Raw genomic sequence first — 20,608 nt, 5'->3', positions numbered from 1 at the left:
ATAATGTCACATCGAGTGAGGTTATCGCCTTCTACACACCAGGTAGTTTTTCTCTCCTCTGCGCTGGCTTGCTACGACGGCTGAGTACTTACTGAACTGATCCATCCCCTGCCGTTTCTATCTATCCTCGTCGCTGATCGCTTGCCGCGATTGACGCTCGACGGGGACGATCGTGGCGCGCACTTCAATCCATTCGGAAGCGTTCTCGCGTGGCGCGCATGCTGCGCACCGCGTTGGGCCCCGCGATAACGACCTTCCTCGAAGACGTCAGCACGCCGGCGTCGGGTCGACGTCACCACGCGCCAGGCCCATCGCCTCGGTTATGCGCATGCCTGTCACCGCGATCAGCCCGAACAAGGTTATGTTAGCTCGATTGGCGCAGCCCGTCGGCTGGCGGCAGAGCCAGCGCTGCCGTCAGCAACGCATCGATCTCCGCTGTAAAGATACGGCTTGGCGCGCTTCCACCGGGCAGCATGACGACAGGAAGATGGCAGTTGAAGCGTGCTTGGGCAGAAGCCGGCTGTACCGGCGGTTGAGCAATGCCACGCGCCGTGCCGAATGAGCCTCTCTTCGAGGAGACGAGCGGCATAGCACTCGGAGAGCTATCCGAGCGGCCCGCCTCTGAGACGCCAGTCAGCGAGAAATCTGGGGAAAACGATCCTACTCGGCATAGTTCGCAGGGCGTCATAAACGACGCGTCTCAACGACCAGGGCCTATAGCATCGGCTCGAACTGGCAGTGCACGAGAATCTCAGACACCGAGGCGTTGTTCGGCAGCATGAGTGCGGTTTCCACCAGGCGGGCGATGTCGCCCGGCTGGCTCATCTCATGGCGAGAGATCTCGTCGTCGTTCAGCGTCATGTCGGTGGCGACGTAGCCCGGGCAAATCACCGTTGCGCGAATGCCGGCCGCACGTCCTTCCCGGCGCATGCCATGGGTGAGTGCGACCACCGCGAATTTGGTCATGGCGTAGCCGACATTGCTACCCACGCGCTTGCCGGCGAGGGAGCCCAGGTTGACGACCCTGCCGTGACCACACACCGCCAGATGAGGCAGAGTGGCCCTGACGAGGCGCAGAGGGCCCTTGACGTTGACGCGCCACATGTCGTCGAGGTCGTCCTCGCCCACGTCGGAGACGCGAACCTTCGGGTTGATCCCCGCCGCATTGACAACGGCATCGACACCTCCCCATCGTGCGACCGTGGCATTGACCCAGGCGATCGGGCTCGCGGCATCTTCGGCGTCATAGCGATGCGTCATGAGGCGATCGCTTCCCGCAAGGCGGCTCGCGTCGCGGAGCCCCGCCGATACGCGGAAGCCCGACGACAGCAGCCGGTCGACGACGGCGCGTCCGATGCCGCGCGAAGCTCCCGAGACCATGGCGATCCGATTGCCGACCTCCAACATCCGAGTCCGTCTCCTATGAGTGAGCCAAGCGCGCCACGAATGTAAGGGGACGCGACCGATAGCGAGTAAGAGAAATTCGCTCTGCCGGCATCCGGCGTGCTTATGGCTCGCAGACCGGCGCAACCGGCCGGGATATTGGATGTCCTTATGAGGGCAGAACAAATCTGCTGTATGCCTGCATCGACCCATGCACGTAGTTTCGCAACGCCTGGCTGCCTGCAAAAGAGCCCCCGCAGATGGGATTTTCGGACTATCGAACGGCGTTGGTGACGGGCGCATCCTCGGGGATTGGGGCTGCGACGGTTCGGCGGCTCTGCGCCGCGAGGCTCGAGGTTCATGCGCTGGGGCGAGACCATCAGCGGTTGGCGGCGCTCTCGGCTGAAACGGGCTGTCGAGTATGCGCGCTCGATTTGAACAATCTCGCCGCCCTGACGCGGCTTGGGGGCTCGGCCGAGTTCGACGTCCTCGTCAACAATGCCGGTCAGTCGAGGCGCAGCAATATGCTGGATACTGCGTCTGACGACGTCGACACGCTGATCGACGTCAATCTGCGCGCGGTCCTGCATCTGACGCGGCTCGTCGTACCCGGTATGGCACAGCGCAACCGCGGCCACGTGGTCAACGTCTCGTCGATCGCCGGCCATTATGCCTTCGGCGAGAATGCAACGACATTCAATTCATCTGTGGCCTATCACGCGACCAAGTCGGGCATTCGTTCGCTGGCGCAGCAATTGCGCATCGATCTTTACGGAACCTGCGCTCGCGTCACCGAAGTCTCGCCAGGGCGCGTGGCGACGCGCATCTTCCAGAATCAGAATGCTGCCGACCATCCGGATGCCCGCTTCGTCGACACGTTCGAGACGCTCCAGTCCGAAGACATCGCGGAAGCCATTGCGTTCGCGGTGGGGGCACCGGCGCGGATGAACGTCGCGATGATCGAGGTCGTCCCCACGTTCCAGGTCGTCGGCGAACTGCGATTCGCCAGCCGGTCCGAGACCGCGCAATTGAGAGACATGACAAGCGGAGCCGACAATGCCTGAACTCGCAAATCGCCTCAAGACCGTGAAGGTATCGGCCTCGGCGGCGATGACGGACAAGGCGCGTGAGCTGCGCGACGCAGGCGTCAAGATCGTCGGCCTGTCGTCCGGGGAGCCCGATTTTCCAACGCCGCCGCATGCGATCGAGGCCGCTCATCGGGCGGCGCTTGCCGGCGATACCAAATATCCGGCGCAGCCGGGGACCGCCGCGCTGAGGACCGCGGTGCAGCGCAAGTTCAAGCGCGAGAACAAGCTCGACTATGGTCTTGACGAGATCCTGATCGCCAACGGCGGCAAGCAGATCATCTTCAACGCACTATTCGCGACCTGCAATCCGGGCGACGAGGTGGTCATTCCGGCTCCCGGCTGGATCACCTATGCCGACATCGTTCTCCTTGCGGAGGCGACGCCCGTCGCCGTGCCCTGTCCTGAGAACAACCAGTTCAAGCTCCGCCCGGCGGACCTCGATGCGGCGATCACCCCGAGGACGAAGTGGTTGATCCTGAATTTTCCCAACAATCCGACCGGCGCGGCCTGCACGCGCGAGGAGATGCGCGCGATCGCCGACGTCATGTTGAAGCATCCCAACGTCTGGATCCTGACCGACGACATCTATGAACATCTCACCTATGATGGTTTCGAGTTCTGTACAATCGCTGAGGTTGAGCCACGGCTGAAGAATCGCGTCGTGACTGTCAACGGCGCGTCGAAGGCCTACGCCATGACGGGCTGGCGCGTCGGCTATTGCGGAGGCCCCAGGGACCTGATCGCGGCGATGAACAACGTCCATGGTCAGGCGACCGGTGGAATTTGTACCCTGAGCCAGGCAGCGGCGGTTGCGGTCCTGGACGGACCGCAGGACTACCTTAAGGAGCGCGCGGACATCTATTGCGACCGGCGCGATCTGGTGGTCAAGCTCCTCAATCAGATACCCGGCATCACCTGCCACAGGCCCCAAGGCGCCTTCTACGTGTTTCCGAACATCGCCGGCTGCATCGGCAAGACCACGAAAGGCGGACGGCGGCTGGACACCGATGCCGACTTCATCTCGGCTTTGCTGGAGGAGCAGCATGTCGCTGCGGTGCACGGTGGCGCCTACGGCATGAGCCCGTATTTCCGCATTTCCTACGCGACCGATATCGGATCGCTCAAGGAAGGCTGCCGGCGCATCGCAAGCTTCTGCGAAAGCCTGCGCTGACCGGGCATTGGAAATGCAAGGGGGAGGGCCCCCGGACGGTGGGCGAAAGCCGTAACCAGCGGCGTTCGCAGATCAAGATCGGAGCAATATGCCGAAGCGGTTGTCATAATCGTTCCTGATGCCCCTAAACGAAGATGTTCTTGGTCCTGTAGAATGCCAGCGCATAAGCTTTGTTCTAAAGAGGGGCAGTCTTGGTATCCCACAGTCGAGGACGGCCAGCGATGACCACCAGCGACGAGGCGGTGGCAGTTTTGACTGTTGAGGCGCCACCGGTCGCCCGGGAGAGATCGCGCTGGCGCTTGGCGTTGCCTGTCGGGGTTCTCGCCATCCCGATGTTGGCTTTCCTGACCTATTTCTTCTTCTATCCGGCGCTCGCCCTGCTGTTCTCGAGCATCCAGACCCAGGACAGCCGCGGCATCATCGGCCGCCCGTTTACGCTGGCGCATTACGCACGCCTCGTTAATGTCGAGCTCTACGCGCGCGTGCTTTGGACCACGCTGCGGATCAGCATCATCACCTCGGCGCTCGCGACGGTGCTCGCCTATCCGGTCGCGCTGGTGATGGTCAAGAGCCGTCCGATGGTCACGCGCGTCATCACCTTGATCGTGATCGCGCCCCTGATCGTCAGCGTGGTCGTTCGTGGATACGGCTGGCAGCTGGTGCTGCAGAACGGCCCGAAAGGGATGTTGAATTGGATCCTGATGACGCTGCATGTCGTCGACGCACCGGTATCGGTCCTCTACACCGAAACGGCGGTCGTGATCGGATCGCTGCACGTATTCTTCCCGATGATGGTTCTGCCGCTGGCGTCCGCGCTTGGCAAGATCGATCCCAACCTCGAAGATGCGGCTCGCATGCTCGGCGCCCCCTGGTGGAAGGTCTTTCTCCGGGTGACGCTGCCGTTGAGCATGCCTGGCTTCGTGGCGGGCTTCACTCTGGTATTTTCGCTCACGGCCGGCTCCTTCGTCATTCCAGCAATCCTCGGTGGGGCCTCGGCGGTGATGCTCGGCAATTTGATCGAGCAGCAGATCTTCGTCGTCTACGACTGGCCGTTCGGCGCTGCGATTGCGGTCGTTCTCGTCGGCCTCGTTCTCGCGGTGAATGGCGTTTCGATGTGGCTTCTGGAAGGCCGGCGTCTCAGGAGGCCCGACTGATGGACGAGCGGTTTTCCGGCTTCGGTGCCTTCATCCTCTACGCCATCACCGCCGGCATGATGCTGTTCATCCTCGCGCCACTGCTCCTCGTCATGGCCGCGTCGGTTTCCGATTCCTATTTCGTGACCTTTCCGCCGCAGGGCTTCACGCTGAAATGGTATGCCAAGGTTCTCCAGGACCGCGACTTCCTCGAAGCGATGCGGCTCAGCATTTTGCTCGCGCTCGGCACGACGGTGGGCTCGCTGCTGTTCGGTGTGCCGGCGGCCTTCGCGCTGGTGCGCGGACATTTCGTCGGCCTCGCGGCGATCAAGGGTTTCCTGCTTTCGCCGCTGATATTTCCAGCCCTGATAACGGGCCTCGCGCTGCTCCAGGTCCTCAATAAGCTCGGCTCGACAGACGCGCGGCTGAACCTTCTGATCGGCCATATCGTCGTGACCTCGCCCTATGTGATCAGGACGGTGGTCACCAGTCTGCAATTGGTCGACGAGAATCTGGAGGATGCTGCCCGCACTCTCGGGGCCGGCCGGCTGCGAACCTTCTGGCGGGTGACGCTGCCGCAGATCGCATCCGGGGTCGCCGCCGGCGGACTGTTTGCCTTCATGGTGTCGTTCGACAACTACCCTGTCACGATGTGGCTGGCGAACTCCGAATACACGCCCGTGCCGCTGGTCTTGATGCGGCAGCTCGTCAACGTTTTTGATCCGTCCGTGCCGGCGATGTCGACCATCATCATCCTGATGGCGATGGTCGGCGTCTTGCTCCTGGAAAAATTGGTAGGTCTTCGCCGCGCGCTGGCCGCCTGATGTTCTTTTGTAGATGGAGATTGGACCATGAGACTGACGCGTAGGACTCTCATCAAGGCCGGTGCATCCGCGGTCGCCTTCCCGACCATCATCAGCCGGGCGTGGTCGCAGGACACCAAGCAGCTGCACGTCGGCGTTTACAACTCCGCCCTGGGCAAACTGATCCAGAAGGAGGTCATTCCCAAGTTCGAAACCGAGTTCAAATGCCGGGTCTTCACGACCGAGGGGGCAACCCTCTCCAACATCGCCGCGCTTCGCGCAACCCGCGACACGCCGCGATTCAGCGTTATGATGATGGACGACGTCGGCATTCCCCAGGCCAAGCAGGAGGGCCTGATCGGCAAGCTCGACGCCGACAAGATCCCTAATCTGGCGATGGTCTATCCGCGATATATCTTCGAGGACGGCTACGGCGTCGGATTCTCGATCTCCAGCGCGGCCATGTTCATCAATCCGCAGGTGACCAAGCCGCTCAAGAGCTATGAGGAGATCTTCGACGCCAAATATCGCAAGCAGATCCTCCTCAACACGCCCAAGAATACCCAGAGCGTGCTGATGCTCATCGTCGCGGCCTCGCTCGTCACGGGCAAGCCGTTCAAGGAGGCGCAATATTTGGTCGATCAGGGCTGGGACAAGCTGGCGACGCTCAAGCCGAACGTGCTGACGATCTACGATAGCGAGGCGCAGGTGCTCCAGGTCGCGCAGGGGCAGGCGACGATCGGCGGCATCGAATATTCCAAGGCGATCTATCCGCACACCGCGAAGGGGCTGCCGCTCGATATGACCTTCCCGAAGGAGGGCGCATTCACCGGCATCAACAGCATGACGATCGTCAAGAATGCACCGGAGCCGGAACTCGGAGCCGCTTTCATCAACCGCATCCTGGACCCGGCGGTCGCCAGGATGCTGTCCGAGCAGACGCTGAGCGCGCCCTCGGTCAGCGGAATCGATTTCAAGCCTGAGACGGCAAAATTCCTCGCTTATCCCGATACGAAGGCCACCGATCTCGGGCTCTTCACGCCGGACTGGAATTTCATCGTCCCGCGCCGCGGTCCCTGGCTGGAGAAGTATAACGAAGTGTTCACGAGCTGAGCGGGGCCGTCATGAAATCTTCTGAAGTCAGGCTTGAGCGCCTCAGCAAGGAATACGGCCGCATGGTCGCGGTCGACAACGTCTCGCTCGCGATCGAGCCGGGGCACATGGTCGCTTTGCTCGGTCCGAGCGGATGCGGCAAGACGACCTGCCTCCGCATGATCGCGGGACTGATCCGTCCGACATCCGGCGACGTCTTCGTAAACGACAAGAGGATGACCGACGTGCCGGTGCATCGCCGCAACGTCGGGATGCTGTTCCAGAACTATGCCTTGTTCCCTCATCTGACCGTCGAGGAGAACATCGTATTCGGCCTGGAGATGCGCGGGATGTCCAAGTCGGATGCCGCGAGGAAGGTGAGCGAAGCTCTCAGCCTCGTCCAGCTCTCGAACTTCGGAAAGCGCTATCCGGCCCAACTCTCCGGCGGTCAGCAACAGCGCGTCGCGCTGGGGCGTGCCCTGGTGATCGAACCGGCAATGCTGCTGCTTGACGAGCCGCTCGGGGCGCTCGACAAGGGGCTTCGCGAGAGCATGCAGGTCGAGCTGCGCGCCCTGCAGCGCAGGCTCGGCCTGACCACCATCATGGTGACCCACGATCAGGACGAAGCGCTGACGATGGCTGACAAGATCGTGGTGATGCGCGATGGCAAGCTCGAACAGGTCGGCTCGGCCACGGAAATCTACCAGCGTCCGGCTTCGAAATTCGTTGCGCAGTTCATCGGCGCTTCAAACCTGTTTGAAGGTTCGGTCGAGCAGCGCAACGGCAGTGGAGCGGTCATTCGCGTGTCGCCCGAATTGAGCCTTCAGGTCGATCAGCTTCCCGCCTCGTCAAGCGACGCGATGGTCTCGATCAGGCCGGAGGCCATCATCGTCGAGAGGGCTGGTCAGGCCTCGGCGGCGCAACGTGCGAACAGCGTGATGGCGCGTGTCGACCAGGCGATCTATCGCGGCTTCGTCAGTCACTATTACCTCAGGACGCCGAGTGGCGCGCAGATCATCGTGTTCGAGCAGAATCAGTCGCAACAGGCAGGACTTCGATACGCGGTGGGCGAGGAGGTTGTCGCGCGGTGGGAGTCGCCGAGCAATCATATCATTGCCCGTCACTGACGCTCGAGGCGGGCGCAGCGGGTGCGGGCAATCGACATCCCTTATACCCGCAGACGAACATCGTCTTGGATCGACTTGGGCTGTTTGGCTAGAACTGGAGGCGGCGGCGCCGCAGGCGTTGCACTAGCGAGGCCCTTGTTGTCGATTAATCAGCCCAGCGCTCCCCTTGTCGGCGCGATCGAAAAAAGCCCGAAGATAAGCCTGATCGGCACGCTGGCGATGCTCGTCGAAGCGCCGGGTGACTTTGACCTGATTCAACAGGGACGCATCTGGGCGCTCGCGGATGCTGCGGCGTCCTGGCCGAACGTCCGGGAAGCCGTCATCGGCGTCACCAATGTGATGCTGGTATTCGAGCAGCCGCCTGTTGATATCGGCATGCTCGGCGCTTCGATCGTCGAGCAGTGGCATCGCTTGCCCGGCCGCAAGGCCAACGGCAAGGTCATCGAAATTCCTGTAATCTATGGCGGCGAGCTCGGCTTCGACTTGCCGGCGGTCGCGAAGCACACCGGATTGCCGGCGCGCGAGGTCATCAGAATTCATAGCGAGGGCGATTACACGGTCTGCGCCGTCGCGAGCTCGCCGGGGTTTGGTTATCTCCACGGCCTCGATCCGCGCATCCACATGCCGCGCAAATCGGTGCCCTCGCTCAACATGCGCGCGGGTTCGGTGACCATCGGCGGGATGCAGACGGGCGTCGCGGCGCTGTCGAGCCCCAATGGATGGAACGCCATCGGCTGGGCCTCTGTCACCATGTTCGATCCGCAACGCGAGCAACCGTCTCTCATGATGCCGGGGGACCGTGTCAGATTCAGGATCGATCGGATCGAGCTATGATCGAGATCCTGACCAGCCCCGCCTTCAACACGATCCAGGATCTCGGCCGGCATGGTGCGCGCGGCATCGGTGTGAGCACGTCCGGCGCCATGGATCCCGTCGCGCTCGCGGCCGGAAATGCGCTGCTCGGCAATGAAGACGACGCCGCGGGCATCGAGATCCAGACGTTTCCGTTCCGCCTGCGTTTCCAGAAGGAGGCGACATTTGCGCTCACCGGCGCCGATCACGTGTCGACGCTGGCCGGATTATCCTTGCGTCCGTGGTGGTGCAAGCAGGCGAGGCCTGGCGACATTCTCGCGATCGGAACGCCGCGCCGCGGTGCGCGCGTCTACGCGACGTTCGGGGGCGGCCTCGACGTTCCGCAGGTGCTGGGTTCGCGCAGCACGCATCTGCGCGCGGGCTTCGGTGGGCTCGAGGGGCGCAGCTTGCAGACCGGCGACGTCGTTCCGGTCGGCAGGCCGCCGCGAGACGCTGCCCGCCGTTTCGACTTCGGTGCCGCGCCGCCGGACGTCGCGATCACTGGCGCCGGCCGGCGAGATGACGGCGTGCTGCCGATACGCGTCATGCGGGCCGGTGAATATGATCTGTTTTCAGAGGCGATGCAGGCGAGGTTCTGGTCCACTGCATGGAAGGTCAGCGCCCGGAGCGACCGCGGCGGATACCGCCTTACTGGAGACAAGTTGACATTGGACGCGCCGATCGAGATGCGCTCGCATGGCGTCGTGGCCGGCGTCGTGCAGGTGCCGCCGTCCGGCGAGCCGATCATCCAGATGAGCGACGCCAACACGGCAGGCGGCTATCCCAAGATCGCGGCCGTGATTCAGGCCGATCTCTGGCGCCTGGGCCAGACGGCGCCAGGATCATTCATCGCTTTCAGCGAGGTGAGCTACCAGGACGCGGTCGCGGCCATGGCTCCCGTCAATGACTATCTCGCCAGCTTGCGGGCTGTCGCGGATCTCTATCGCCAGCTTTGAGTGAACGTCAACGAGAACAAGAGCAGGGTGCGAACATGAAAGTCGGCATCAATTCGGACATGGGCGAAGGCTTCGGCAATTACCGCATCTGCGACGACGAGGCGCTGATGGGCATCATCTCGTCTGCCAATGTGGCGTGCGGTTTCCACGCCGGCGATCCCATTATCATGGATCGCATGGTCCGCCTGGCAAAGCAGAAGGGAGTCGAGGTCGGCGCCCATCCGGGCCTGCCCGACCTGCTTGGATTTGGCCGCCGCGTGATCCAGATGGATGCCGCCGAACTCGAGAAGCATATGGTCTATCAGATCGGCGCCTTGCAGGCGATCGCGGTCAATGCCGGCCACCGCGTGACCCATGTCAGCTTCCACGCCGCGATGGGCAATATGGTCAACGCGGACCCCGACATGGCTGATGTCGTCGCGCGCGCGATCGCGACCATCAACCGCGATTTCATCGTGTTCTCGCAGTCCGACGCCGAGATCGTGCGCGCCGCGCGCGGGGTCGGCTTGCGCGTCTTGACGTTGTTCCTGGCGGATCGGGCGTATGACGAGAACGCCCATCTGGTCTCCCGCAAGCTTCCCAATTCCGTCATCACCTCGCAGGAAATGGTGGCTGAGCGGGTCAAGCGGTTCCTGGACAGCGGGACGGTGAAGACCATTGAGGGCAAGTCGATCAAGGTCGATGCCCGCTCGATCCTGATCCACAGCGACACGCCTGGATCGGTCGATCTCGCCCGTACGGTTCGCCGCGTGATCGAACAGGGCGGCGGTGAAGTCACGCCTGCAACTGTACTGCTCAATTGAGCGGGTCGCTTGCCGCGAGCGGAAGGATGCGCACGATCGGAGTGCCGTAGCCGACCATGGCGCCGGTTTCCGCGATCACGGCATCGACGATGCCCGCGGTGGGCGCAACGACGGGTGCATACAACAGCCCGATCTTCACGAGGCCGAGCGTCGCGCCAGCCTCGATGCGCTGGCCGGGCGCGACGAACGGCTTGTCCTGCCAGGGATGAGCCGCGCGGAAATGTCCCGCGACATCGGCTTTCGCCATGACGAAATGATCGGCGACAGGGGCGGTTGCGGCCGCAGGCGATGCAGACGCTGCGATCCGGGACCTCGTGTCCACAACGAGCTTCAGGGTCAGTCCCGGCTCCTCGATCTCGATCGTGTCGACACCGGAGTTTTCGAGGATCTGTGCCAAGCGCGCGATGTCGGTCGTCTCTATCGGCATGTTCCGGCCTCCTCGACAAGACGCATGTTGGTCCTCAACCGGTCGAGATAGGCCGACATATCGTCTTCGGCTGCAAGCGCATCGGTGTAGGCGGTCTGCTCGAACCGCAGCTTGCCGCCGAGCCGCGCCTGCCCGACACGCCACAGGTCGGCCCCGATCACGGTCGCGATCTTCGGATAGCCGCCGGATGTCTGCGCATCTCGCATCTGGATGATGGGCTGTCCGTTGGGGGGAATCTGGATAACACCCGGAACGATGCCGTGCGAGCGCTTTTCGACCGGCGCTTTCGGCTTCACTGCGGGGCCTTGCAGGCGATAACCATAGCGATTGCTTTGGGGCGTGATCGTCCAGCTGCTGGACCAGAACAATTCCTGCGCCGTGGCCTCGAACGCGTCATATTCACCGGCAACGATAACCCTGACGATGCTCTCGTCCGCAGCAGCGTTCGGCCGTGCCAGCGTGATGCCGGCGGGCTCGATCCCGAACTCGCCAATGGCAGCGGTGGACGTAGCGCAGGGCAGGATGTCGCCAACCTGCAGCGGCCGTCCGTGCAAGCCGCCGAACTCGCCGCGAAACTGTGTGCTGCGCGAACCCAGCACCATCGGCACGTCGATGCCGCCGCCGACGGCCAGATAGCTTCGTGCGCCGTGAGACATCGCCTTGATGTTCAGAATATCTCCGGCGCGCGCGTACGAGCGCCACCACGGCGGAATGGCGCGTCCTGCGATCTCGGCCTCGACGGCGGCGCCGGTGAGGGCAAAAGCGATGTTCCGATCGAAGCGGAGCCTGAACGGCATGATCGGGATTTCCACGGCGGCGGCATTCTCGTCATTGCCGAGCAAAATGTTGCCGGCGCGCAGCGCGACATCGTCCATCGCACCCGACGTGCCAACCCCGAATCGGTACTGGTCGAAGCGCCCGAGATCCTGGATGCTTGCGGGACCCGTGACTGACAGGATCTCGATCAACGGATCACCCGCTCGATCACGAAACGGATCGTATCGCCCGGCACGAGCGCGGCCGGCGTTGGCCAGGATGGGTCGAAGAAAGTCCAGCTCGTGTGTCCGATCGCGTGCCAGCCGCTGGGGCCGGGCGAGGCGGAGACGCCGGTCTGCGAGCCGCCGATCGAAACCGAGCCGCCCGCGGAGCGTTGCAATGGTGTCTGTCGTCGCGGCATGGTGATGCGCGGATCCATGCCGCCAAGGTAGCAATAGCCGGGATGACTACCCAGCGCGAACACCGTGTAGAGCGGCGCGGCATGGATGGCCACGACATCGTCGATGGACAGGCTGCAATGATCGGCGACGGACTGGAGCTGCGATCCGATCTCACCGCCATAGGTGACCGGCAGCCTGATCTCGCGACCGCCGATGGCGAGGCCTTCCGCCGTATCCCAGGCGTCGTTGAGAGCGGCGATCAGGGCGTCGAGTTGGCGAGGAGGCGTTTCGAAGGTCAGCATCAGGTTGGTGATGCCGGGAACGGCTTCGCGGATGTCAGTCCATTTCGATGCCGTGGCGGCCAGTGCCCAGATGCGTCGCTGGTGCGGCAGGTCGAACGCCCCGGGGGCCTCGAACAGGAGAGCCGATGTGCCGAGCAGGCTGATCCGCGGCCGGTCGGGCACCATCATTGTGCGGCCACCTTCGCATTCATCCAGTGTTCGAGATGGTGGATATCGAAACCGCCACGGCAAAACGTCGGGTCTGAAAGGATCGCCTGGTGCAAGGGCACGTTGGTCCGGATGCCTTCGGCGCGCAGTTCGGACAAGGCGAGGCGCGCGCGGGCCAGGGCCTCGTCGCGTGTGCTGCCGTGGGCGATCAGCTTGCCGACCAGGGAGTCATAGTGACGCGGTACGTTGGCGCCAGCAGTGATATGCGAATCGACGCGGATGCCGATGCCGCCGGGCACGTCCCAGCGCGTCACCGTGCCGGGCGAGGGCGTGAAGGTGGCGGGGTCTTCGGCATTGATGCGGAATTCGACGGCATGGCCGACCGGCGCGATGTCGCCTTGCGCGATCCCGAGGTGCTCGCCGCGCGCAATGCGAATCTGTTCCTTGACGATGTCGATACCCGTCGTCATCTCGGTGACGGGATGCTCCACCTGGACGCGCGTGTTCATCTCGATGAAGAAGAACTGCCCGTTCTCGTAGAGGAACTCGAACGTGCCGGCGCCGCGATAGCCGATCCGCCGGCAGGCTTCGACGCAGCTCGAGCCGACCTGCTGGATCAGTGTGCGATCGATGCCGGGCGCGGGAGCTTCCTCGACCACCTTCTGGTTCCTGCGCTGGAGCGAGCAGTCGCGGTCACCGAGCCAGAGATGGTTGTCGTGCTGATCGCACAGCACCTGAATCTCGATATGACGCGGCTTCTCGAGGAATTTCTCGATATAGACCGCAGCGTTGCCGAACGCCTTGCTGGCTTCCGCGCGCGTTAGCGCAAGCGCCTCGTCCAGCGCGTCTTCCTTGCGCACGATCCGCATGCCGCGGCCGCCGCCACCGCCGGCGGCCTTGATGATGACGGGATATCCGATGTTCCGCGCGATCGCGCGCACCTCCGCCGGATCATCCGGCAGGGCGCTGTCCGGCCCGGGTACGCAAGGCACACCCGCCAGCCTCATCGCGCGCTTGGCGGCAACCTTGTCGCCCATGGTCCGGATGCAGTCCGCGGGAGGGCCAATGAAGGTGAGACTGGCGCGCACGACCCGATCGGCGAACTCCGCGCTTTCCGAGAGAAACCCGTATCCCGGGTGGATCGCCTGGGCGCCGCTGACCTCGGCCGCGAGCAGGATCGCCGCGACGTTGAGATAGGTGCTGTTCGCCGGCGCTGGTCCGATGCAGAGCGCCTGATCGGCGAGCGCGACATAGCGCGCCTCGCTGTCCGCTTCCGAGTGGATAACGACCGTCTTGAGGCCCATGGCCCGACAGGCACGCTGGATACGGAGCGCGATCTCGCCGCGGTTGGCGATCAGGACCTTGTCGAACATCAGGATGAACCCACAGAACCGATCCGGAACAGCGCTTGCCCCGCGGCGATCTCGTCACCGTTCTCGGCAAGGACCGCAAGCAGGACACCGGACGTCTCGGCGGCGATGTCGATGAAGGTCTTCATCGCTTCGATGATGCATATCTTTTGCCCCGCCTCGATCCTCGCGCCGACCTCGACCAGCGGTGGCTCGTCCGGCGCTGCAGACCGGTAGAACACGCCGTGCATCGGCGCGGAGACGACGATATCGGCGGGGGTGCCGGACGCCGGGCCATCCTTATCATTGGCGGAAGGAGTTTGCGGATCGCTTCCGCCCTCACGGCGAGCCGGGGCCGGCGGCGCTTCCGCAGACGCGCGCTTGATGATGCGGATGCGGGTTCCGTCTTGTGTCAGGTCCAGCTCCGCGATGGACGAGCGGGCAACCAGATCCACGAGTTGTTCGATCTTGGGGAAGTCCACGGTCACGCTCCGCGTTGACGGCCTGTCGCGCTCGGGGCGCCACGCATTGCTCAGCCGGGCCGCCTGCTCTTCTGCGCGAAGTTGAGGCCGCCGACGACTTGCTGGGTCGGCAGGACCTCCATGAAGGCGACGTTCATGCGCGCCGGCGATCCAATCGCAAATGCGATCGAATTTGCGATGTCTTCGGGCTGCAGAGCATCATAATCGTCGAAGAAGCGGCGCTTGGCTTCAGCCAGATCGCCCAGCAGCCGTCCGAAGACTTCGGTCTCGACTCGTGCCGGCGATATCTCGGTGACGCGAACCCTGGTTCCGTAGAGATCGACGCGCAATTGCTGCGACAGGGAGTGAATGCCGGCTTTGGTGGCGTGATACACGGTATTTCCGCCGGCGAAGGCGTAATGGCCGGCAATCGAAGAGATGTTGACGATATGGCCGCGGTCGCGACTTGCCATGCCCGGCACGACGAGGCGCGTCAGGTGCAGGACCGCGCGCAGATTGATGTCGATGAGCGCGTCAATATCCTCCGGCGTGGTATCCAGGATGTTGCCGCGCCGGGACTGGCCGGCATTGTTGACGAGGACATCGAACTCGGCCGACTTCGCCAAGGCGGCAAGCGCGTCGAGGTCGCTGATGTCAACGGCGCAGGGGCGGCATCCGGTCTCCGCGGCCAGGGCGCTCAAGCGAGCGGCATCGCGGGCCGCGGCGTGAACCTGGAGCCCTTCCGCACTCAGGCGCCGAACCGTCGCGGCCCCAATCCCCGAGGACGCGCCCGTCACCAAGGCCGTCCGATAATCCGAAAATCCCATCCGCGAGGGCTCCTCTGCTACCGTCCGACCCGCTGGTGGCGTCGGCTGTAACGCGAGCGGAGGACGAGTTCAGCACTAGCTATAGGCCCCTCAGGTTCCCGGTGGTAAGAACAATTCCTTCTGATCCCATAGCTTCAGCCTATTGCTGCCGCGTTGCTCCCTGTCTGGATATCCGGAGACGCCGTATTGGATACGAAACGCTTGGAGGCCTTCATCAAAGTCGTGGATCTCGGCAGCATGACGAGCGCGGCGAAGGTGCTGAATGTCGCGCAGCCGGCGCTGAGTCAGCATATCGCGAGCCTGGAGGCGGACTTCAAGTGCAAGCTGCTCGATCGCAGTGCCCGCGGGGTCAAGCCCACCGAAGCAGGACGAATCCTCTACCGCTACGCCAAGTCGATCCAGCGGCAGATCGAAGAGGCCAGGCGCACCATTCTGGACAGCAAGCCGGAGTTGACCGGCAATGTCACGATCGGTCTGGCCCCACTCAGCTCGGCGGCATTGCTCGCGACCCCGCTACTGATGCAGGTGCGTGAACGCTATCCCGGCATCGTGCCGCACATCTACGACAGCTCCGGGGTCATGCTCAGCGAAATGATGCTGAAGGGGAGCATGGACATGGCCGTCCTCTACGGCGATCGTCCGGTGACCGGTCTCGATTACAAGCCGCTGATGCGCGAGTACTTTTATCTTGTCGTGCCCCGCAGCATGTATTCGGAGCAGATGCCTCCGGAGGAAGTATCGGCGACGGAGGTCGCGCAATTCGACCTGCTTCTTCCATATCGGGAATCCTTCCTGCGACAAACGGTCGAGCGCGTCTGCGCCGAGGTGGGACTCCGCCCGCGCATCGTTGCCGAGATCCATTCCCAATCGACCCTATCTTCGGCGATTGCAGCCGGAGTGGGGGCGGCAGTGCTGCCCATCTCGATCGCAAAGGAATTGCCGAACGTCGACGAACTCTGCATTCGGCGGATCAATGCGCCGTCGGCTTCGCAACAGATGTCGCTGTGCATTTCCGATAGCGCTGCGTTGTCCGATGCCGCCTTCGCTGTCTACAAGATATTGCTCGAGATCATCGTCAAGACCTGGGGGCCGTTCGATGTCTACCCCGGCTCGGCTACCATCGCCGCGGGCGCCCCAATCTCGCCCGTGGACGGGCCGAAGGACGAGCCATAACGAAACACGATGCGGCAATCCCAAAATCTGAATTTGCCGCGCTAGGGCGGTTGGCTATGGAGATGTAACAGAGACCGCGACCGCAAGGAGGTTATCATGGTGCATGTGATCAGGACATTCGATCGGCCCTCTGCCGAGCTTGTCGAGCGCATCAACAAGTTTCCTCCGTCCACCCTTCACGAGGCGCAGGGGCGATTGGGCGCGCTGACTTCCCGCATCAAGCCGATCTATTCCGGGATGCGCGCCTGCGGGCCGGCGCTGACGGTCAGCTGCCATCCGGCCGACAACATGATGCTCATCACCGCGATCTCCCTGGCCAAGCCGGGCGACCTGCTCGTGGTGAGCGCGGGCGATCATCCCGAGCAGGGCGGCTTCGGTGAGGTGCTGGCGACAGCTTGCGTCGCCAAGGGCATCGTCGGGCTGGTCACTGATGCGAGCGTTCGGGATGGCCTTGCGGTGCGCGACACCGGCTTCAACGTCTTCTCTTACGGCCTCTGCATGAAGGGCACTGTTAAGGAGACGCTTGGCACCATCAATCAGCCAATCGTCATCGGCGGGATTGCGGTTCGTCCCGGCGATATCGTCAGTGCCGACGACGACGGTGTGGTGATCGTGCCCAAGGAGAACATTGGCGACGTTTGCGTCAAGTCGGCGGCACGCGAAGACAACGAAGCCGGCATCATGAAGGCACTCAAGGCCGGCGGTGACATCCTCGAACTCTCCGGCATCGGCAAGGTGCTGGAGTCCAAGGGCTGCACCTTCGCCTGAGGGGTCACGCGCCGGAGACGCGCAATAGCGGGAAGACCAAGTGGCAGCCATTCTCGGCTCGGGCGAGCATCGGTACCGCGTCGTGGATAATTGGGCGAAGCCACCGGATGGTCGTCTCCGTCGCAGTCGACAGCAAGGATTGCATCTACGTCTTCATGGTGTCGGTCGATGGTGGAATCGACGATAACAGAGGGCTTCCATCGTCTGCCTCCAAAGAATACGTGCGCGTCGAATGTCTTGGCCGTCAAATGGGAGCGGGCAGATAAGCGACGGCGTTGACCGCGTTTGCTTGTTTCGCGTTCTGAACTTGAAGTCTTCGCGGATCGAAAACGGGCAGTCTTCTTGGAGGGGCGATGACCGGCGATCCTGGATGCCTAAGGCGCTTGTCGGGCTCGAGCTTCCGCACGCGTACGACAAAATCGCTGAAAGGCTGCGAGCGGATGACCCTGGAAAGCGGGTCCCGCGTTGACCCCCTCGAGCGGCATCCGAGGTGTGGGAGCAGCCTCGAAAGGGGCTCCCTTTGAAAGTCCTCAAAAGAACCGGATCGGACCTAATTCGGCAAGTGATTGAATCTGCTGTGGAACTTTTTTTAAACCCAACGCTTGTAGGGTGTCAGAAGTTCTCCTATGTTTCTGACAACTGGAGTGAGAGCCATGCCCCCCCTAGGCACCCGGATTTTGGAATTCACCAAAGAACTGCCCGAAGGCGCACCCATTGCTGCGAAGGCCTTTTTGCACCTTGGAAAGCGTGCTGCCGTAGATCAGGCCCTTTCGCGTCTTGCCGAGCGAGGAAAACTCCTGCGCGCGAGGCGAGGGGTATATCTGCGTCCGGTCGAAAGCCGTTTCGGGGTTAGAGCTCCGTCGGTGGAAAAGGTCGTTGAGGAGGCCAAGGCTCGTAGCGGTGAAACCATCGTATCCAGCGGCGCGGCGGCGGCCAACCACCTTGGTTTGACAACGCAGGTACCTGTTCGTCAGGTTTATCTGACCTCCGGTCCTTCGCGCGAACTCCACCTCGGCAAGCAAGTTGTCCAGTTCAAGCATGCGCCGCGTTGGCAGCTTACCCTGGCCAACCGTCGTGCAGGTGAGGTGGTGCGTGCGCTTGCGTGGGTCGGTCCCCAGACGGCAGAACGTGCATTGCGGTCCGTCAGTCAGAAACTGACCCCAACCGAAGTGAGTGAACTTAAGTCCGCGGCTTCTTCGTTGCCGACTTGGCTTGCCAAACCGGTAAGCGAACTGCGTGTCTGACAAGTTCTTGAATCTGTCTAATTCCGAGCGCCGAGAGGCGCTCGGAGTTGCTGCCTCCAATTCAGGACGCCCCGCGCACCTTCTTGAGAAAGATGTCTGGGTTGTTTGGTGCTTGAACGCACTTTTTTCGTCTCCACTGGGTGAGCACCTCGTTTTCAAAGGCGGAACGTCCCTTTCCAAGGTGTACGGGGCAATTCGCCGCTTCTCAGAAGACGTCGACCTTACCTACGATATTCGGGCAATAGCCCCTGATCTCGTGAAAACAAGCGAGAGCAATCCCGTCCCTCAGACGCGCAGTCAAGGCAAAAAATGGAGCGACCAGGTCCGAGAGCGACTTCCAGTCTGGGTGAAACAAGAGGCGCTTGCCGTTATCAATCAGTGTCTGGAAAACGACAACCTGACTGCAAAGGCGGAAGCCGACGGTGACAAAATCTTCGTCAGATACGCTCCGTTGGAGACAGGCAACGGCTATGTGAGCTCCGCCGTCATGCTTGAATTCGGCGCAAGATCCACAGGTGAGCCGAGCGCGCTTCGTGACGTGGTTTGCGACGCCGCCCAGTATCTTGAAACTGTCGATTTTCCTACTGCCAGGCCGAAAACCATGAAAGCGGAGCGCACCTTCTGGGAGAAGGCGACCGCGATCCATGTTTTTTGCGTCCAGGGCAAATTGCGAGGCGAGCGTTTTGCTCGCCACTGGTACGATCTCGTGAGGCTCGATGATGCGGGGATCGCGGACGCTGCATTGAAAGACCGAAAGCTGGCTGAAACCGTGGCAGAGCATAAAACATGGTTCTTCTCCGAAAAGGACCGTGCCGGTACGACGATTGACTATCACAAGGTAGTCAATGGTGCGTTGAGGCTCGTCCCGAAAGGCGAAACGCGAGCCGTTCTGGAACGGGACTATCAACACATGGTCGAAGATGGGCTTTTGCTGGACGAACCACAGACCTTTGGAGCGCTCATGCAACGGTGTGCTGAGATCGAAAGCCGGGCGAACAAACCAGCCTGAATATCTAGAGATGGCCGGAGTTGATGCGCTGACCTCGATCAAATATCGCGCAGATCACCGAATTGGCTTCCACCGAGTGCGAATGCGATCGATGTCAATCAAATGTGCGCGCCCGATATCGCTTTGCATCAGCTGACGCGCGCAGACTCAGTCTATAGACTCTAACTACGACGAGACAAACAACATCCGCCGCTTGCATACACGGGCCGCATGAGGCCTCCACGATGCTGCACGATGATAACGACGAAGCTCCCGACCGTCGTCGCTCCCAAAGCTTTGGTTTTAAAACGTGCCGGCCGCGGAGCGGTGTTTCTCCGCATCCTTCCAAACAGAATGCGCTTGACACCTGCCTTTGGAGGGCGACCCTTGCTCGCGGTCTTCGGTTTCCGGGATTAGAATCCCACCTCGCTGAAGGGCAGATGGCGCAGGGGGTACTTCGGTCGTCATTCTGCGCTCGCAGGCAACAAGCCCACCAAGGCCTTCGCTTCTGACTTCAGAGCATCGACTGGGGTCTTACGCGCGTCAGCATCGAACCGCGTTCTGATCGCTGACAGTGAGAGGGCTCCCCTCAGTTTGCCATGTACGTCGACCAAGGGCACGGCTGCAGCAGCAGCCTCTAGATCCCGCTCGCCGATCGAAACGTAAAAGCCGCGATCGCGGATCTTCTTCCCCGCCGGATCACATGACTCGCGGTAGGCGGTGAGAACCCGGCCGGCGGCGCCGCGATCGATAGGCAACCGCTGACCCTCTTCAAGGTGGTGTCGAACCGAACGTGGAGAATTGACGCGGTAAAGACAGATGCATTCATCGCCATCCGCGACATAGAAGGACGCGGTTTCCCCGGTTGCTTCGACCAGTCGGCGGAGCGCCGGCCGGATCACTTCACCGAGGTCCAAGTCGCCTTTGATAGAGCGCGCCGAGCGGCCACAGCTCCGGTCCGGCCGAAACAACCGGTCCGGGCCCCGAACCAGGAAACCGCCGGCTTCCAGCGAAGCGGCCAGCCGCAGCACCGTGCTCTTATAGAGGTCGGTTGTACTATGCAGTCGTCCGTTAAGAAGCCGAATTGAGCGGGGCCGGACAGGCGCGCGTGCGCCAGAGCTGGATCAGGAACAGGCACAAGAGTTCTCTGATCCAGGCGAGGATGCGGCGGAAGTTGTGGCCGACGGCTGAGAGGATGACGTTGGCCGCATCGCCGGCGCGGCCTTTGAGGTAGCAGCGGCCGAGGTGGCCATCGGTCTTCAGGTGTCCGATGATGGGTTCGATGGCGGAACGGCGGCGCAGCTCGCGCTTGATGACACCGAAGACGCCGCGCTTCTGGCCAGAGATGAAGATTCGG

The 20,608-nt window shown here is 62.4% G+C and carries 22 protein-coding genes; 13 read left to right on the top strand and 9 right to left on the bottom strand.

Annotated elements, in window-relative coordinates:
- Nucleotides 1-714 precede the first annotated feature (714 nt).
- Nucleotides 715-1,407, bottom strand: coding sequence for an SDR family NAD(P)-dependent oxidoreductase (locus H1B27_RS08260; RefSeq protein WP_197965667.1), 693 nt, complete (start codon nucleotides 1,405-1,407; stop codon nucleotides 715-717).
- A 236-nt stretch (nucleotides 1,408-1,643) separates the two neighbouring features.
- Between H1B27_RS08260 and H1B27_RS08255 the strand changes: the two genes are divergently transcribed.
- From H1B27_RS08255 to H1B27_RS08215, 9 genes are all read left to right on the top strand, one after another.
- Nucleotides 1,644-2,447: an SDR family oxidoreductase gene (locus H1B27_RS08255; RefSeq protein WP_197965666.1), complete on the top strand. Its 804-nt coding sequence runs from the start codon at nucleotides 1,644-1,646 to the stop codon at nucleotides 2,445-2,447.
- A complete protein-coding gene (locus tag H1B27_RS08250; RefSeq protein WP_197965665.1) occupies nucleotides 2,440-3,642 on the top strand; it encodes a pyridoxal phosphate-dependent aminotransferase in 1,203 nt (400 codons plus the stop codon). The genes H1B27_RS08255 and H1B27_RS08250 overlap by 8 nt, the downstream gene beginning before the upstream one ends.
- 221 nt (nucleotides 3,643-3,863) lie before the next feature.
- Nucleotides 3,864-4,796, top strand: coding sequence for an ABC transporter permease (locus H1B27_RS08245; RefSeq protein WP_197965664.1), 933 nt, complete (start codon nucleotides 3,864-3,866; stop codon nucleotides 4,794-4,796).
- Nucleotides 4,796-5,599 carry an ABC transporter permease gene (locus H1B27_RS08240; protein WP_197965663.1) on the top strand — a complete coding sequence of 268 codons (804 nt, stop codon included), beginning with the start codon at nucleotides 4,796-4,798 and terminating at the stop codon, nucleotides 5,597-5,599. Before H1B27_RS08245 ends, H1B27_RS08240 begins: the two co-directional genes overlap by 1 nt.
- A 27-nt stretch (nucleotides 5,600-5,626) precedes the next feature.
- Nucleotides 5,627-6,691: an extracellular solute-binding protein gene (locus H1B27_RS08235; RefSeq protein ID WP_197965662.1), complete on the top strand. Its 1,065-nt coding sequence runs from the start codon at nucleotides 5,627-5,629 to the stop codon at nucleotides 6,689-6,691.
- Between the two features lie 11 nt (nucleotides 6,692-6,702).
- Nucleotides 6,703-7,797, top strand: coding sequence for an ABC transporter ATP-binding protein (locus H1B27_RS08230; protein WP_197965661.1), 1,095 nt, complete (start codon nucleotides 6,703-6,705; stop codon nucleotides 7,795-7,797).
- A 135-nt stretch (nucleotides 7,798-7,932) separates the two neighbouring features.
- On the top strand, nucleotides 7,933-8,631 hold the full coding sequence (gene pxpB / locus H1B27_RS08225; protein WP_197965813.1) for a 5-oxoprolinase subunit PxpB: 699 nt from the start codon (nucleotides 7,933-7,935) through the stop codon (nucleotides 8,629-8,631).
- On the top strand, nucleotides 8,628-9,605 hold the full coding sequence (locus H1B27_RS08220) for a 5-oxoprolinase subunit C family protein (protein ID WP_197965660.1): 978 nt from the start codon (nucleotides 8,628-8,630) through the stop codon (nucleotides 9,603-9,605). Before pxpB (H1B27_RS08225) ends, H1B27_RS08220 begins: the two co-directional genes overlap by 4 nt.
- 35 nt (nucleotides 9,606-9,640) lie before the next feature.
- On the top strand, nucleotides 9,641-10,408 hold the full coding sequence (locus H1B27_RS08215) for a LamB/YcsF family protein (RefSeq protein ID WP_197965659.1): 768 nt from the start codon (nucleotides 9,641-9,643) through the stop codon (nucleotides 10,406-10,408).
- Here the strand turns inward: H1B27_RS08215 and H1B27_RS08210 are convergent.
- The 6 genes from H1B27_RS08210 to H1B27_RS08185 are packed head-to-tail and all read right to left on the bottom strand — an operon-like array spanning nucleotide 10,401 to nucleotide 15,078.
- A complete protein-coding gene (locus H1B27_RS08210; RefSeq protein ID WP_197965658.1) occupies nucleotides 10,401-10,835 on the bottom strand; it encodes an acetyl-CoA carboxylase biotin carboxyl carrier protein in 435 nt (144 codons plus the stop codon). The two genes, H1B27_RS08215 and H1B27_RS08210, sit on opposite strands and share 8 nt — an antisense overlap.
- Nucleotides 10,826-11,803: a 5-oxoprolinase subunit C family protein gene (locus tag H1B27_RS08205; RefSeq protein ID WP_197965657.1), complete on the bottom strand. Its 978-nt coding sequence runs from the start codon at nucleotides 11,801-11,803 to the stop codon at nucleotides 10,826-10,828. Before H1B27_RS08205 ends, H1B27_RS08210 begins: the two co-directional genes overlap by 10 nt.
- The gene (gene pxpB, locus H1B27_RS08200; RefSeq protein ID WP_197965656.1) at nucleotides 11,800-12,462 is read right to left on the bottom strand and encodes a 5-oxoprolinase subunit PxpB; all 663 of its coding nucleotides are present in this window, start codon (nucleotides 12,460-12,462) and stop codon (nucleotides 11,800-11,802) included. Before pxpB (H1B27_RS08200) ends, H1B27_RS08205 begins: the two co-directional genes overlap by 4 nt.
- Complete coding sequence (gene accC, locus H1B27_RS08195; protein WP_197965655.1) at nucleotides 12,459-13,814, bottom strand: acetyl-CoA carboxylase biotin carboxylase subunit; 1,356 nt, start codon at nucleotides 13,812-13,814, stop codon at nucleotides 12,459-12,461. The genes pxpB (H1B27_RS08200) and accC overlap by 4 nt, the downstream gene beginning before the upstream one ends.
- Complete coding sequence (locus tag H1B27_RS40970) at nucleotides 13,814-14,272, bottom strand: acetyl-CoA carboxylase biotin carboxyl carrier protein (protein WP_197965654.1); 459 nt, start codon at nucleotides 14,270-14,272, stop codon at nucleotides 13,814-13,816. The genes accC and H1B27_RS40970 overlap by 1 nt, the downstream gene beginning before the upstream one ends.
- 50 nt (nucleotides 14,273-14,322) lie before the next feature.
- Complete coding sequence (locus H1B27_RS08185) at nucleotides 14,323-15,078, bottom strand: SDR family oxidoreductase (RefSeq protein ID WP_197965653.1); 756 nt, start codon at nucleotides 15,076-15,078, stop codon at nucleotides 14,323-14,325.
- A gap of 201 nt (nucleotides 15,079-15,279) precedes the next feature.
- On the opposite strand from H1B27_RS08185, the gene H1B27_RS08180 reads away from it, so the two are divergent.
- From H1B27_RS08180 to H1B27_RS08165, 4 genes are all read left to right on the top strand, one after another.
- Entirely contained in the window at nucleotides 15,280-16,251 is a 972-nt protein-coding gene (locus H1B27_RS08180) for a LysR substrate-binding domain-containing protein (RefSeq protein ID WP_197965652.1), read from the top strand.
- 96 nt (nucleotides 16,252-16,347) lie between these two features.
- The gene (locus tag H1B27_RS08175) at nucleotides 16,348-17,019 is read left to right on the top strand and encodes a 4-carboxy-4-hydroxy-2-oxoadipate aldolase/oxaloacetate decarboxylase (protein ID WP_197965651.1); all 672 of its coding nucleotides are present in this window, start codon (nucleotides 16,348-16,350) and stop codon (nucleotides 17,017-17,019) included.
- 653 nt (nucleotides 17,020-17,672) lie between these two features.
- Complete coding sequence (locus tag H1B27_RS08170) at nucleotides 17,673-18,263, top strand: DUF6088 family protein (RefSeq protein WP_197965812.1); 591 nt, start codon at nucleotides 17,673-17,675, stop codon at nucleotides 18,261-18,263.
- Nucleotides 18,256-19,272, top strand: coding sequence for a nucleotidyl transferase AbiEii/AbiGii toxin family protein (locus H1B27_RS08165; protein ID WP_197965650.1), 1,017 nt, complete (start codon nucleotides 18,256-18,258; stop codon nucleotides 19,270-19,272). Before H1B27_RS08170 ends, H1B27_RS08165 begins: the two co-directional genes overlap by 8 nt.
- A 443-nt stretch (nucleotides 19,273-19,715) precedes the next feature.
- Here the strand turns inward: H1B27_RS08165 and H1B27_RS08160 are convergent, their stop codons facing one another.
- Together H1B27_RS08160 and H1B27_RS08155 are read right to left on the bottom strand one after the other, a co-directional pair.
- Nucleotides 19,716-20,282 carry an IclR family transcriptional regulator gene (locus H1B27_RS08160; RefSeq protein WP_311976932.1) on the bottom strand — a complete coding sequence of 189 codons (567 nt, stop codon included), beginning with the start codon at nucleotides 20,280-20,282 and terminating at the stop codon, nucleotides 19,716-19,718.
- A gap of 40 nt (nucleotides 20,283-20,322) precedes the next feature.
- A partial coding sequence (locus H1B27_RS08155) for a transposase (protein WP_197965649.1) occupies nucleotides 20,323-20,608 on the bottom strand: 286 nt, incomplete at its 5' end.

Source organism: Bradyrhizobium diversitatis (assembly GCF_016031635.1).
Taxonomy (GTDB): Bacteria; Pseudomonadota; Alphaproteobacteria; order Rhizobiales; family Xanthobacteraceae; genus Bradyrhizobium; species Bradyrhizobium diversitatis.
This window is presented reverse-complemented; position numbering and strand designations above follow the sequence as displayed.